The sequence below is a fragment of the Microbispora sp. H10949 genome, from assembly GCF_014161435.1.
Classification (GTDB): Bacteria; Actinomycetota; Actinomycetes; order Streptosporangiales; family Streptosporangiaceae; genus Microbispora; species Microbispora triticiradicis.
Genome location: NZ_JABBWZ010000004.1, coordinates 61,390 through 75,396 on the forward strand (window position 1 = coordinate 61,390; position 14,007 = coordinate 75,396).

Consider the following 14,007-nt stretch of genomic DNA (forward strand, 5'->3'; position numbering starts at 1 on the left):
GGGTGGTTCCCCACATCGGCGACCTTGTGGCCGCGCGCCGCGAACCGATCTTGTCGGTGCCCGCTCCTAGGGTGCCGATCATGACGAACCCCTGGGACGCGGTCCGTGCCGGAATAGCCGCCGGAGACGCCTCCGCCGTCGCGGCCGCCGTGCTGGACCTCGACGACGACGCGCGCCGCGAGGTGGCGCGGGAACTGCCCGGACATCTTCCCGCCGCCCGCGAGGCCGGGGTGCGCGAGGAGAGGAAACGCGAGCAGGCGCGTCAGGCTCTGTGGGAGGAGCTGTACGAGCGGGCGGCGCGGGCGGGCCGATCGGTCTACGACTTCGCCGAGGCCGACGCCATGGACGAACCAGAGGTGGGGAACCGCTGGATCGAGCCCATGCGGGTCGCCGGCGCCGCGGTACTCCCCGGCGCCGCGGCCGTCGCCACCTGGCTGAACAGGCGCGACTTCGACCGCGGGTGGGAGCCCGCGGACACCGACGACGTCCCGCTGATCGCCGCGGTCGTGGCGGCCAGGCCGCTGGAATGGCGCAGGGATCTCGCCGTACGGCTGGCGCGGCGGTTGCGCGGCGTCCGCCCGCGGCCCGACCGGCGGGTACGGCTGGCCCTGCGGCTGCTGCGCGAGAGCGGAGCCGAGCCCCCCGAGCACGACCCCCTCACCCTCGCCTGGGTCGCGGTGACCCCCTCCGGCGATCTGCGGGCCGATCCGCTGCTGGACGCGATGCTGCCGAGGCTGTTCGAGGCCGAGGGCGTGGGCAGGCTGCTCCGGGCCCACCGGAACTGGCCCGCCGCGCTGGCCGCCCTGGCCCGCGACGGCCGGATCAAGCGCGAGGCCCTGCTCGACGGGTGCCGCGGCCGGTTTCTGCGCGGCGGGCAAGCCGCTGACCAGCGCTTCTTCGTCCTCCTGCACGACCGGCTCGACCCCTCACCCGAGGAGATCGCGCCGTACGCGCGTGACTATCTGGCGTTGCTCCCGGCCGCCGCGGCCAACGTGGCCGACCTCGCGCTCCGGCAGATCCGCCGCCTGGGGCCGATCCCGCCCGAGCAGGCGGGTGAGGCCGTCGAAGCGCTGCTGTTCCGCGCCGAGGGCAGGCTGGTGCGGGCCGGGCTGATCTGGCTCGACCGGTTGCTGAAGGACCCCGCCGGAGACCTCGACGCTCACGCGCCCGCGCTGGCCATGGCGCTGGCCGCCGCACTGGGCAACGCGTCGGGCGACGCCCGGGAGCGGGCCGTGAAGCTGGCGACCAAGCACGCGGGGCGGTTCGCCCCGGTGGGCGCCGAGATGATCAGGGACGCGGTCGCGGCGTTGCCCGCCTACCAGGGAGCACGGCTGGCGGCGGTCTTCGGCGGCGAGGTGGCGGCGGAGCCGGAGCCCGCTCGGTTCGTCCCCGTTCCGCTCCCCTCGGTCCGGGAACCCGCGCGCATGCCGCCCTCCCCCGGGACGCCGGAGGAACTGGCCCGGATCACGCTGTCGGAGTACGACTGGCTCGCCAACGAGAGATGGCTGGACGGCTTCGTACGGCTGGCGGCCCGGCACCGGACCGGCGCCGAGCGGGACCGGCTGCTCGCCGCGCTGGCGCCGCTCGCCCGTCACTGGATCCGCAGCCACCCGTGGACACCCTGGTGGGACACCGCCGACTGGGCCGCGGCGATGGCGAAGGAGCTGACCGAACCGGGCGTATGGCGCCGGGCGCACCCGCAGGGCACGGAGACCGTCACGGAGCGGCTCCCGGACATGAAGCACGGCGCGGGCGCGAGGGTGTGGACGCTCACGCGGTACGCCGAGGTCTACCAGGCCCAACTCAAAGGCCGCCTGCCGTCGTACCTGCTCGGCACGCCCACCCGCGCGAACGGGCTCCTCGATCCGGAAGCGCTGGTGGAGCGGATCGAGGGCTACGAGCGCGACGGCGTGGAGGCGCTGCCGCTGGACCTGCGGCAGGCCCTGCTCAGGGTGGGCCGTACCGTCTCCGGCGAGGTCGCCGCGCGGGCCGCGGCCCTGACGAGCCCGGCGGGGCGGACGGTCGCCCGGTGGCTCACCGGCCGGCCCGCCGAACCGGAGGTGATCCTGCGCTGGGGCACCCACCAGGGTGACGTCCGCGTCTTCTCGGAGTTCGTGTGCGGACCGGAGTACGGGGAGGTGCTGGGCGATCTGCTCACGCCCCGGTTCCACGACGAGTCGTGCGAACGGCTGCTCGCGGTGCTCGCCGGGCACCGCGAACTGGCCGCCGCCCGGTCGGCCTGGACACTGCACTCGTCCTGGCCCCTGAACAAGCCCACGCTCGCCGACCTCGAACTGCTGGTCACGGCCGACGGTCCCGCCGGGCAGGGCGTCGCGCTGATCATGGCGCACTACCTGCTCGCGGGCCCGGTCGGCGGAGCCGTAGGGCCGCTGCTGCGCCTGGCCGCCACCGGCGGCCTGCCCGGCGAGGAACTCGGCAGGCAGCTCGCCGTTCTGCTGGAACGAGGGCCCGACCGTCTCAGCGGGCTCGTGGAGGCGCTCCGGGCGGCGGCCGAGCGTGGGGCGCACCGGGAGGTGTGGGAGATCATGCGGGGTCTGCTGCCCGGCTACCTGCCGGGCCCCGGCGAGCGGGCCACCCCCGTGCACACCCGGCTGATGGGGTTCGCCGCCGACGTGGCCGAGTGGGCGGACGCCCGGGGCGATCTCCCCGTCGTCGCCGAACTGGCCGGTCGTCGCCGGGTGAGCGAACTGGTCCGTCAGGCGCGCCGGCTGCACGGGCAGCTTTCGGGTAGCGACAACGTCCCCGCCTTTACGTCGTAGATTCAGCCGGGCCGGTACGGGCCGTGATCCGCTTCGTGCGGAGGACCGAGCGGGCGGGCGAGAGCGGGGTGCGGCTCACGCCGCTCCAGCCAGTGGGTGGCCGACAGGGTGGCACGTTCGATCATGTCGGCCGTGGCGGGAAGTCGACGGCCCAGCACGGCCGCGGCCAGCGTGGCCGGATTGAGCGGGAAGGTGTAGTTGAGTACGCCCAGCGCCTGCAGAGCTCCCCGCAGGGGGTGGAAGGGCAGGTTGCCCACCAGCGTGCGGAGCACGTCGGGCCCGCTGACCGGGTAGACGTCGTGGCCGCTCACCGACAGCCACAGCCGGGCAAGCTCCTCCACTCCCTCGGCATCCGGGCGGGAGGCGTAGTAGGCGCCGTTGAGCGCCCCGATCGAGGCGCCGACCACCATGTTGGCGTGGATGCCATGAGCGGTGAGCGCGCGGAGCAGGCCGACCTGCGCGGCCCCCAGGCTGCCGCCGCCCCACAGGATGAACGCCGTCGTCATCGGCCGCTTCCCCACACTCCCCCGGCCCGGTCTCCCTTCCTACCCGTACGAGCCCATGCGCCGCCTTCCGCCGCCTCAACAGGAGGGCAAAGGTGTGGCCTGGCGGTCAGGGCTCATCCGTCGCCGCCGGATGTCACGCGCCCGGCAGCTCCCATGTGCCGAGACCCCATCTGCGGCGGACCCCGGAGACGGCACACCACGCCAGGCGCGTATCTATCGCGAAAGCATGCCTGGCCGCCGCCAGCGCGTCGAACTCGGCCGTACGTCCCATACGCTCCGCCGTCAGGCCGGCGGTGAAGACGTCCTCAAGGGTACGGCAGTAGTACACGTAGGCCAGGAAGTCGACGGCCAGGCCGTCCGGCCCGTGCACCAGGCCGGCCTCCAGCACGTCGGCAGGTGTCCTCTCGGGGACGCCGCTCCCACGGGCGACTTCGTGCAGCAGGCTCAGCATCTCCGGCGTCATCGGTCGGGCGGCCGCCGCGTCCAGCATCGCCCGCGCCTTGTGCCGCAACTCCTCCCGTACGATCGCCACACAGATGGGCCCCAGGGTCGCCACGCCGTCCGTCAACGTCCGCCCGGCCCTGATGACCCTTCGAGCGGCACGGATGAGGTCCCGGGGCAGCCCTCCCGACAGGCAGTGGCAGAAGGCGACGTACGGCTCGCTGAGGCCGACCACTCGCCGGTACAGCAAGCGCAGGGACTCCTCGTACGCCAGCGGACCCACCTGGATGATCTCGTCGAACGAACTGTCGAAGGCGTCTCGGAAGGGGAGGCCCCTGCGCTCGAAGGCGCTCATGGCGTCGTCGGAGACGGAGATCATGAAGTAGGTGTGGCTCAGCCCGAAAATGCCTTTGACGTCGTTGAGAAACCGTTCGGCCTCCGCGCTCGAACCGAGCTTGTCGAGCTCGTCGATGCCGATGAAGATGCGGTGGCCGGGCAGAAAGGCCGCCACCTGCTGAGCGTAGGCGCGGAAGGCCGCGACGATCTCCGGGTAGCTGAGCGGCTGTTCGGCCCGGGAGAGCCCCCGGGTCCCCTGGGTGTCGAGACCCACCGGGAGCTTCAGGGTGCCCGACCACCCTGAGGTGTGAGTCCGTAGGTAGCGGATCTGCGCGAGGTGACGCCGTGCCTTCCGTATCAGTGTCGCTTCCGTCTCCCGGGCCTTCCGCCGCCTCCGCCGCCGACGGATGGCGACAATGTGCGCCATGCCGACGACCAGTGTCCCGGCGGCCACCCATCCGGTGCTCACGCCGGTGCCCCCGGCGACGCGGGCGACGGCGTCGATGGCCGTGTGACCGGCCGCGCGGGTGAAAAAGTCCCTCAGGACCCCCACGAGCTTCACGAACGTCTGAGGCGACCCGATGAGCGCACCGGCGAGCCCGCCGTACGCGATGACGCAGCCGGCATAGCCGGCGAGGGCACGCACACGTGACCCGCGGCCCGGCGCGGTCCTGTCGGGCCGCTGGAGGTAGCGCAGGGTCGTGCGGCAGAACGTGGCGAACAGGTGCAGCACGAAGTCCCGCGGCGCGTACTGCACGGGAGCCGACACCAGGCAGCGGAGGTCGCCCCGCTCCGTCGTGCCCTGCGGGTCCTCGCAGAAGCGGCGGATGAGCGTGGACTTCCCCGAGCCCCTGGGGCCGGCGATGCCGATGCTCGCCCCCGACACGCGGCCGAGCAGCTCGTCGAGATCGCGAGCGACGGAGGTCGGTACGTGATAGGTGCTGTCGAACGCCTCGCTGAGCCCCAGGCTCGCGGAGACGGAGAAGGCGTGGGTGAAGCGGTCGCGGCGAAGCTCGTTGATGTGCAGACGGACCTGAGCGGCGAGTTCGTGTTCCCTGAGTGCGGCGAGCAGCACTTCCCGGGAAGCGGGCGAGAACACGAACTCGGTGAGGGCCGGCACGAGCAGCCTCCGCACACGCTCGAAGCAGTGGAGGGCCCTCGCGCTGCCCAGGAAGCGGGAGGCGAGGAGGCCGAGGCCGCCCACGGCTGTGATCAGTGTTCCCAGCCAGGTCAGCAGGGCGGATCCGGTCCAGATGCCACTGAGCAGGCCGAGAGCGCCCGTCCCGAGCCCGACCGCCGCCGTGATGAGGGACCTGCCACGTAACGGCACGCGCAGCGTGCCCTCTTTCAAGGTGGTGCGGATGTTCTCAGTCAGCTCCTCCAGCCCCTCCAGCAGGCCACGACGGGCTTCCAGATAGTCGGTGTACTCCTGCGGAGTGGCGGCCAGCACGTCCGCCGCGTTCCGCACCATCTCGACGCGGACACTGAGCGGCGTCACCCAGACGCCATCGAAGGCGTCCCGGATCTCCGGATCCCGGAAGGTCTCGCTGATCGCGGCGAGGTACCTCTCGAACAGGATCGTGTCCGCGCTCAGGGGATCAGGGCTGCGCACAGAACGACCATGAGGGGCGGTGGCGTGCGGGTCAAGCCGGATCCACGCGGGAACCGCCCCTCCGGTCCTTCGTCACCTTGCCGAGGCGACACGAGCCGCACGGGAGGCGAACGCGGTCAGCGGACGGGGAGGCCGGTGACGGCACGGCCGATGATGAGGCGCTGGATCTCGGAGGTGCCCTCGAAGATGGTGTAGATCTTGGCGTCGCGGTGGAAGCGCTCGACCGGGTGCTCGCGGGTGTAGCCGGCGCCGCCGAGGATCTGGATCGCCTGCTCGGTCACCCAGACGGCGGTCTCGCTCGCGACCAGCTTGCTCATCGATCCTTCGGCCTGCTCGAACGGCCGGCCCTGGCGGGCCATCCAGGCGGCCCGCCAGGTCATCAGCCGGGCGACGTCCACCCGGGTGGCCATGTCCGCGAGCAGGAACGCGACGGCCTGGTTCTCGCCGATCTTGCGGCCGAACTGCTCGCGCTCCCCCGCGTAGTCGCGGGCGTACTCGAAGGCGGCGCGGGCGATGCCGACGGCCATCGCGGCGACCGTGGGGCGGGTGGTCTCGAAGGTGCGCATCGCGGCCTGCCCGCCGGCCCGCGCGCCGGCGCGCACCCGGGCCAGCCTCTCGTCCAGTTTCTCCTTGCCGCCGAGCAGGCACCGGCCGGGCACCCGTACGTCGTCCAGGATCACCTCGGCCGTGTGCGAGGCGCGGATGCCGTGCTTCCTGAACTTCTGGCCCTGCGACAGGCCCGGAGCGCCGGGCGGGACCACGAAGGACGCCTGACCCCGCGTGCCCAGCGACGGGTCGACCGAGGCCACGACGACGTGGACGGAGGCGATGCCGCCGTTGGTCGCCCAGGTCTTCACGCCGTTCAGGACCCACTCGTCCGTCGCCTCGTCGTAGACGGCCCGCGTCCTGATCGCGCCGACATCGCTGCCCGCGTCCGGCTCGGAGGAGCAGAACGCGCCGAGCCTGACGTCGTCGGGGGTGCCGAACATCTCGGGCAGCCACTCCCCCATCTGCTCGGGGGTCCCGTTGGAGGCGAGGGCGGCGGCGGCCAGGCCGGTGCCGACGATGGACAGGCCGATCCCGGCGTCACCCCAGAACAGCTCCTCGAACGCCACCGGCAGGCCGAGCCCTGACTCCTCGAACCACTGCTGGGCGAAGAAGTCCAGCGAGTACAGCCCGATCTTGGCGGCCTCCTGGATCACCGGCCAGGGTGTCTCCTCACGCTCGTCCCATTCCGCGCCGGCGGGCCGGATGACGTCCCGGGCGAACTCGTGGACCCAGTCGCGCACCTCGCGGACGTCGTCGCTCAACTCGGGGCAGAAGGTCATCGGGGGCCTCTCCTCTCCACAGTGTTACCAACGGTAACACTCCAAGGGGGCACCACTCAGCGCAGGCGGGACGCGTACTGCGGGACCGTCGCCATCGGCGGCCGCTCGGCCACCGCGACGTCACGCGTGACCGCGCGGTGCCCGGCGTGGCCGCGTTCGAACTGCACCAGCCGGGAAGACGGCTCGTGCAGCGGAATGATCCGGTCCTGGCGTTCCAGACGGGCCCAGGCGGTGTGCATGATCTGCCCGGCCATCCGGCCGAGCGCCTCCGTCGACTGGTGGGAGTGGATCCGGCGGCCCAGGTCGACCTGGGCGAGCGCGTCGAGCCCCACCTGGTCGAGCAGGTCGATGAGGAGCCCCAGCTCCACGCCGTATCCGGTGACGAACGGCACCCGCTCCAGGACCGCGCGGCGGCCGGCGTACTCGCCCGCGAGCGGCTGCACGAACCCCGCGAGCAGCGGCCAGTGCAGGTTGAGCAGCGGCCGGGCGACCAGCTCGGTGACCCTGCCTCCCGCGTTCGGCTCGGCCGCCCCGAGGAGCGGCCGGTCGTAGCACGCCTTCACGTACGCGACCGAGGGGTCGGCCAGCAGCGGCCCCAGCAGGCCGGTCACGAACGAGGTGCGGAACTCGCGCAGGTCCGCGTCGACGAACACCACCAGGTCACCGGTGGTCACGGCGAGGGACTTCCACAGCACCTCGCCCTTGCCGTCGTAGCGCGGGTCGTGCAGCTCGGGAAGGATCTCGTCCTGCGCGAAGACCTTCGCGCCGGCGCGTAACGCCCGCACCGCCGTGTCGTCCACCGACCGGGAGTCGATCACGACCAGCTCGTCCACCAGGGGGACGGCCTCCACCAGCTCGCGGCGGACGGCGGCGACGATCTCCCCGACCGTCTCCGCCTCGTTCCTGGCGGGCAGCACCACCGAGATCCTGCTGTCCCCCTTGGCGGACAGCAGGGCGCGGACCGGCCAGTCCGCCGCCGACGAGGTACGCCGGGCCAGCCAGGCCTCCACCTCAGGCAGCACGCGCTCTCCCCCCGTCCGCCGCATCCGACAAGGCTCACCTTATGCGGCGGCCGGACGACGCGATCAGGACGAGTCCTCCTCCCAGCGCGAGCACCCCCGCCACGCCGTACATGAGGACGGCGAAGCCGTACGGCGCGGCGGCCGAGGCGGCGACCGGGCCGAGACTCGCCCCGGTGAACAGGAAGAACGTGAACAGGGAGACGGCGGTGGCCCGCGCGGGGCCGGCCAGCAGTCCCACGGTCTCGATGACGGCGGGGGCGGTGACGCCGATCGCGAAGGCGAAGGCGGCCAGCAGCACCGCCAGCGCCGCGACGCCGGGGGCGGTGAGACCGACCACCAGTGCGATCACCGCGGCGGCGCCGAGCATCACCGCCGCCCGGCGGGCCGGGGAGAACCGCGTGAGGTACGGCGTCGCGAACGGGATCGCGGCGATCGCCGGCAGCGCCGTGGCCCGCAACGTCAGCAGCGCGGAGGGGTCGCCGGCGATGCCCACGGGGCCATCCAGCTGCAGAGCGGTGTAGAGGGCGACGAACGCGCCGAGCACCGTCAGCGTGGCGGCGTACATCAGCACCAGGCGCGGGTCGCGCAGCAGGACCGGCACGGCGGCGTAGGGGTTGCCTCCCGCTCCATGGGCGGTGTCGGGCAGCATCACCCGCCGCAGCACCACGGTCATGACGGCGAACGCGGCGCCGCCGAGCAGGAACACCGGCCGCCATCCGAGCAGGTCGGCGAGAGCCTTGCCGGCGAGCTGGGCCACCACGGCCGAGGCGAACAGCGCGCTGACCACGGAGGTCATCGTCACGGCACGGCGGCGGGGCTCGACGCGCTCGGCGATGTACGCGAACGCGGTGGGGGCGAAGACGGCGGTGGTGACGCCCTCGGCCACCCGCAGGGCGAGCGCCGCCCCGGGTCCGGGGCTCAACGCGACCGATGCGGTGGTCACGGCCGTGGCCGCCATGCCCCAGGTCATCACGCGACGCCTGCCGTACAGGTCGGACAGCGGGCCGAACAGCAGGAACCCGCCCGCGTAGCCGAGGCCGAACGCGCTCACGAGCCAGGTCAGGACGGCGGCGGGGGCGCCCCACTCGGCCGACATCCGGGCCAGCAGGGGGATCACGACGTAGAGGTGCCCGGTGGCGAGGAGCCCGGCCGGCACGAACGCGGCCACGGTGCGTCGCGGCGGCGCGTAGGCCGCGGCGGCGGCAGCGGGTGGGCGGAGGGCGGACGCCGATGTGCTCATGGCCGGGGACGGTAGCCAACCAACCAGTTGGATGTCAACCAACTAGTTGGTGGCTTGGTCGGTATGCTGGGCGCGTCAGCCCTCGAACCCCCCACTCCCTGAGCCCCGTCCATCCCGCTCGTTAACACGGAGGAAGGCCCATGCCGCCCCGCAAAGACGTCAAGGACCCCACGGCCGCCACCAAGGCCGCCCTGCTGGAGGCCGCGCGCGCGGAGTTCGCGGCGTACGGCGTGGCGGGCGCCCGGGTGGACCGCATCGCCGACCGGGCGGGGGTCAACAAGGAGCGGATCTACGGTCACTTCGGCAGCAAGGAGAAGCTGTTCGACACCGTCGTCGCGGCGGCGCTGGACGAGATGGCCGAGGCCGTCGCGATGCCCGGCGACGACCCCGCCGACTACGTGAGCAGGCTGTTCGACTACTACGCCGCCCACCCCGACGTCGTACGGCTGATGATGTGGGAGGCGCTGCACTACCGGAGCGAGGACGCCCTGCTCCCGGGCCAGGAGCGCCGGGTGGACAAGTGCCGGTCGAAGACCGTCTCACTGGCCGCGGGTCTCGGCCGGGAGCCCGACTCCGCGATGGCCCGCACGCTGTTCACGCTCATCGGCATGGCCATGTGGCCGAGCGCCATGCCGCAGCTCGCGAGGATCACGGCCGGCGAGGACGCGACGACCCCCGAGGGCCGCGAGGCGCTGCGCGGGCACCTCATGGCGTTCGTCCGCGCCGCCGTCCGGGACTGACGGCAGTCGACCCAGGGGAATCCCGCTACCGCTCCGGTGCGACCTGCCTGCCGACGAGTTCCAGCAACGACTCGTGCGTCTCCCGGTCGGCCGCCACGACGAGCCCGCCCGCCCCGGCATGCGGTGGCTGACCGTGCAACCCGGTCACCACGCACCCGGCGGCCCGGCACAGCGCGATCCCCGCGGCGAAGTGCACGCTGTCCCGCAGGTGACCGTCGGTGACGTAGGCGGCCCTCCGGCCGGCCGCGACCCACGCCACCGCCAGGGTGGTGGAGACGACGCGCGGGTGGAAACGCTCGGCGAAACCGGCGTCGGCGAGCAGCAGGGCCGCCCGGAAGCCCGGTGCGTTCGGGAACGGCGGATCGAGGTTGACGTCCACCAGCCGGGAGCCGGGCGACGGCGTCAGCCGCTGGTCCACGCCGTCCCGGCGGGCGTAGGCGTCGACGCCGTCCGTCCAGAACACCTCGCCGGCGAACGGGTCCGCAGAGGCCGCCGCCGTCACCCCGGAGCCCGCGCGCAGGGCGACGTTCACCGCGACCAGCATGCTCCGGGCGTTGTAGTTCAGCGTGCCGCACAGGGGATCGACCAGCCACACGCGCTCCGCGCCCTGCGGGCCCGCGCGTCCGCTCTCCTCGCCGATCACGCCGTCGTACGGCCGGGCGCCGCGCAGGACTCCGAGGATCGCCTTCTCCGCTTCGACGTCCGCCGCCGTCGCGAAGTCACCCCCGCCCTTGTCGAAGCGCGTCAGCGACGTCCCGTACATGGCGCGCACGACGGCCGCCCCCTCCTGCGCCGCCGTGAGGGCCACTTCCCCGTCCGTGATCATTCGTGCAGCGTACGGCTCAGACCTGGGTGGCATGGCGTTCGAGGAAGGCGTACACGTCGGCCTCGTCGACACCGGGGAACGAGCCCGGCGGCAGCGCGGCCAGCACGTGGGAGTTGGCGCGGGCCGAGGGCCAGGCGTAGCCCTCCCAGCGCTGCGACAGCTCGGCGGGCGGGCGGCGGCAGCACTCGCCGGTCGGGCAGTTCGACCTGGTGCGGTGGGTGGTCTCCCGGCCGCGGAACCACCGCGACTCCCGGTACGGCACGCCGAGCGTGATGGCGAAGTCCTTCTCCTGCGACGGGTCCACGTGGGCGACGCAGAAGTACGTGCCGGTGGGCGAGTCGGAGTACTGGTAGTACAGCGAGAACCGGTCGGGCGAGTGGAACACCTGGCGGCCCGACCACTGCCGGCACAGCCGCTGGCCCTCGATCGCCCCCTGCTCGTCGGCGGGGAAGACGATGCCGTCGTTCTCGTACGCCTTGTAGATGATCCCTCCGGCGTCGTTGCGCACGAAGTGGCAGACGAGGTCGAGATGGCGGGTGGCGAGGTTGGTGAACCGGTGGGCGGCCATCTCGTAGGACACCGCGAAGACGTCGCGCAGGTCCTCCACCGACAGGGCGCGGTCCTGCCTCGCCTCGCGCAGGTACGGCACGGCCGCGGTCTCGGGGACGAGGACGGCGGCGGCGAAGTAGTTGGCCTCCACCCGCTGGCGCAGGAAGTCGGCGAAGTCGCGCGGCCGGTGGTGCTGGAGCGCGATGTGCCCGAGTGCCTGCAGCAGCACGGTCCGGGGCGTGTGCATGCCGAGCTGCTGGCGCTTGACGTAGATGCGGCGGTTGCGCAGGTCGGTCACCGAACGGGCCGACCTCGGCAGATCGGGCGCGGACCGCACGGTGAACCCGAAGTGGGACACCAGCGCCTGGACGGTGCTCTCCGACAACGCGCCGGTGCGGTAGCCCACCGCCGTCAGCGCGTCGGCGGCGGCCTTCTCGATCTCCTCGAAGTAGTTGCCCAGCTCCCGCTGCGTCCGCCGTAGCTCGGCGTTGGCGGCCCGCGCCTCCTCCGGCGTCGCCGTGCCCTTGGCCTCCCTGGCCCGCAGCTCCTCGTACAGGCCGAGGATGTGCTCCAGCACGTCGTTGGGCACCCGCGCGGAGACCTTGAGCCGGCTCAGCCCGAGGCTCGCGTACAGCGGGTCGCGCTGGGCCTCCTCCAGGGCGATCTCCAGCTGCGCCCGCCGGTTCGGCGCCTGCCTGCGCAGCAGTTCCTCCACCGGCACGCCGAGCGCGGCGGCGAGCGACTTCAGCAGCGACAGCTTCGGCTCGCGCCTGCCGTTCTCCAGCAGGGAGAGCTGGCTGGGCGCGCGGCCGACGCGGTCGCCGAGCTCGGAGAGCGTCAGGCCGCGCTGCTTGCGCAGGTGCCTGAGCCGCTGGCCGAAGGCCAGCAGATCGAGCTCATGCGTCAAAGACAGCGGTTCTTCACCCAGCGCGGAGGTCATGCCCCGATCCTACGCGGAAAATCCGCGATTCTTCCACGCCGAAGTGATCTTCCGTACGCGGATTGGTCTAGTCCATAGGGAAAACTTGCCACTTCTTCGCAATGGAATACTCGCCAGTTTCATCGCAACGAGAAAAATTCTCGCTCTTTCCGCGCAAGTCGTCTTGCCTGGTCTCTTGATATCGACACAAACTCGGAAGCAAGCCCCAGGTGACGACGGAGTACGCAACAAGGGAGTGAACGGGATGTCGGATCGGCTCACCTCGGCCGCCGAGCGGCTACAGCACGAATGGGACACCGACCCGCGATGGCGGGACGTCCGGCGGACGTACTCCGCCGAGGACGTCGTCCGCCTGCGCGGATCGGTGCGGGAGGAGCACACGCTGGCCCGGCTCGGCGCGGAGCGCCTGTGGAGCCTGCTCCACAGCGAGGACTACGTCCACGCCCTCGGCGCGCTGACCGGCAACCAGGCGGTGCAGCAGGTGAAGGCGGGCCTCAAGGCCGTCTACCTGTCGGGCTGGCAGGTGGCGGCCGACGCCAACCTGAGCGGTCACACCTACCCCGACCAGAGCCTCTACCCGGCCAACTCGGTTCCCGCGGTGGTCCGCCGGATCAACAACGCGCTGCTGCGGGCCGACCAGATCTCCTGGGCCGAGGGCGAGGAGGACGCGCCGCACTGGCTCGCGCCCATCGTGGCCGACGCCGAGGCCGGGTTCGGCGGCGTGCTCAACGCGTTCGAGCTGATGAAGGCCATGATCGAGGCGGGCGCCGCGGGCGTGCACTGGGAGGACCAGCTCGCCTCCGAGAAGAAGTGCGGCCACCTCGGCGGGAAGGTGCTCATCCCGACGGGCCAGCACGTCAAGACCCTGAACGCGGCCCGCCTGGCGGCCGACGTGGCGGGCGTCCCCACCCTGGTCATCGCGCGGACCGACGCCCAGGCCGCGACGCTCCTGACCAGCGACGTGGACCCCCGCGACCAGGCCTTCACCACCGGGGACCGCACGGCCGAGGGCTACTACCGGGTCCGCAACGGGGTCGGCGCCTGCGTCGCCCGAGGCCTCGCCTACGCGCCGTACGCCGACCTGCTGTGGATGGAGACCTCCACCCCGGACCTCGACGTGGCGCGCGAGTTCGCCGAGGCGATCAAGCGGGAGTACCCCGACCAGATGCTGGCCTACAACTGCTCGCCGTCGTTCAACTGGCGGGGGCACCTGGACGACGCGACGATCGCCAAGTTCCAGCGCGAGCTGGGGCACATGGGATACAAGTTCCAGTTCATCACCCTGGCGGGCTTCCACTCGCTGAACTACTCGATGTTCGACCTCGCCCGCGGCTACGCCGACGAGGGCATGACGGCGTACGTGGGACTACAGGAGGCGGAGTTCGCCGCCGAGCGCCGCGGCTACACCGCCACGCGCCACCAGCGGGAGGTCGGCACCGGATACTTCGACCTGGTCAGCACGGCCGTCGCGCCGGACTCCTCCACGACGGCCCTGAAGGGCTCCACGGAGGAGGCGCAGTTCGCCGCGACCCGCTGACGGAAGCGGAGCGCCGGCGCACACCGCGCCCGCACCCGTACCCGCACCGGGCCCGCACCGTGCCGCAGCCGGGGCCCGCCGTGGACTCTCTCACCTCCGTACGAGCGCCCTCACGAGGACCCGTACGGGGGGCAGGAGCCGCGGCGGGCC

General features: G+C 72.4%; 10 protein-coding genes. 3 read left to right on the forward strand and 7 right to left on the reverse strand.

What is annotated here, in order from left to right; all coding sequences use genetic code 11:
- Positions 1–80: 80 nt before the first annotated feature.
- Positions 81–2,780 carry a DUF6493 family protein gene (locus tag HHX40_RS10770; RefSeq protein WP_182880442.1) on the forward strand — a complete coding sequence of 900 codons (2,700 nt, stop codon included), beginning with the start codon at positions 81–83 and terminating at the stop codon, positions 2,778–2,780.
- A gap of 2 nt (positions 2,781–2,782) precedes the next feature.
- On the opposite strand, the gene HHX40_RS10775 is transcribed toward HHX40_RS10770, so the two are convergent.
- The 5 genes from HHX40_RS10775 to HHX40_RS10795 form a co-directional block, all read right to left on the reverse strand.
- Positions 2,783–3,286: a patatin-like phospholipase family protein gene (locus tag HHX40_RS10775; RefSeq protein ID WP_182880443.1), complete on the reverse strand. Its 504-nt coding sequence runs from the start codon at positions 3,284–3,286 to the stop codon at positions 2,783–2,785.
- Positions 3,287–3,419: 133 nt separating this feature from the next.
- Positions 3,420–5,675 (reverse strand): hypothetical protein, encoded by a 2,256-nt coding sequence (locus tag HHX40_RS10780; protein ID WP_182880444.1) that lies wholly within the window; start codon positions 5,673–5,675, stop codon positions 3,420–3,422.
- Between the two features lie 116 nt (positions 5,676–5,791).
- Complete coding sequence (locus HHX40_RS10785) at positions 5,792–7,003, reverse strand: acyl-CoA dehydrogenase family protein (protein ID WP_182875168.1); 1,212 nt, start codon at positions 7,001–7,003, stop codon at positions 5,792–5,794.
- Between the two features lie 56 nt (positions 7,004–7,059).
- Positions 7,060–8,025 (reverse strand): glucosyl-3-phosphoglycerate synthase, encoded by a 966-nt coding sequence (locus tag HHX40_RS10790; RefSeq protein WP_310738030.1) that lies wholly within the window; start codon positions 8,023–8,025, stop codon positions 7,060–7,062.
- Between the two features lie 34 nt (positions 8,026–8,059).
- A complete protein-coding gene (locus HHX40_RS10795) occupies positions 8,060–9,265 on the reverse strand; it encodes an MFS transporter (RefSeq protein ID WP_182880446.1) in 1,206 nt (401 codons plus the stop codon).
- Positions 9,266–9,405: 140 nt separating this feature from the next.
- Here HHX40_RS10795 and HHX40_RS10800 point away from each other — a divergent pair, with 140 nt between their 5' ends.
- Complete coding sequence (locus tag HHX40_RS10800) at positions 9,406–10,005, forward strand: TetR/AcrR family transcriptional regulator (RefSeq protein ID WP_111699506.1); 600 nt, start codon at positions 9,406–9,408, stop codon at positions 10,003–10,005.
- Positions 10,006–10,030: 25 nt separating this feature from the next.
- Here HHX40_RS10800 and HHX40_RS10805 read toward each other — a convergent pair whose 3' ends face one another.
- Entirely contained in the window at positions 10,031–10,831 is an 801-nt protein-coding gene (locus tag HHX40_RS10805) for an inositol monophosphatase family protein (protein ID WP_182880447.1), read from the reverse strand.
- A 16-nt stretch (positions 10,832–10,847) separates the two neighbouring features.
- Positions 10,848–12,320 carry a helix-turn-helix domain-containing protein gene (locus HHX40_RS10810; RefSeq protein WP_259403476.1) on the reverse strand — a complete coding sequence of 491 codons (1,473 nt, stop codon included), beginning with the start codon at positions 12,318–12,320 and terminating at the stop codon, positions 10,848–10,850.
- Between the two features lie 244 nt (positions 12,321–12,564).
- Between HHX40_RS10810 and aceA the strand changes: the two genes are divergently transcribed.
- Positions 12,565–13,857: an isocitrate lyase gene (gene aceA, locus HHX40_RS10815; RefSeq protein ID WP_182880448.1), complete on the forward strand. Its 1,293-nt coding sequence runs from the start codon at positions 12,565–12,567 to the stop codon at positions 13,855–13,857.
- Positions 13,858–14,007 lie beyond the last annotated feature (150 nt).

Excerpts from the sequence above, each read along its gene's own strand:
- HHX40_RS10785 (WP_182875168.1), bottom strand. The coding sequence starts at position 7,003 with ATGACCTTCTGCCCCGAGTTGAGCGACGACGTCCGCGAGGTGCGCGAC.
- HHX40_RS10810 (WP_259403476.1), bottom strand. The coding sequence starts at position 12,320 with ATGACCTCCGCGCTGGGTGAAGAACCGCTGTCTTTGACGCATGAGCTC.
- HHX40_RS10800 (WP_111699506.1), top strand. The coding sequence starts at position 9,406 with ATGCCGCCCCGCAAAGACGTCAAGGACCCCACGGCCGCCACCAAGGCC.
- HHX40_RS10775 (WP_182880443.1), bottom strand. The coding sequence starts at position 3,286 with ATGACGACGGCGTTCATCCTGTGGGGCGGCGGCAGCCTGGGGGCCGCG.
- aceA (WP_182880448.1), top strand. The coding sequence starts at position 12,565 with ATGTCGGATCGGCTCACCTCGGCCGCCGAGCGGCTACAGCACGAATGG.
- HHX40_RS10795 (WP_182880446.1), bottom strand. The coding sequence starts at position 9,265 with ATGAGCACATCGGCGTCCGCCCTCCGCCCACCCGCTGCCGCCGCCGCG.
- HHX40_RS10770 (WP_182880442.1), top strand. The coding sequence starts at position 81 with ATGACGAACCCCTGGGACGCGGTCCGTGCCGGAATAGCCGCCGGAGAC.
- HHX40_RS10805 (WP_182880447.1), bottom strand. The coding sequence starts at position 10,831 with ATGATCACGGACGGGGAAGTGGCCCTCACGGCGGCGCAGGAGGGGGCG.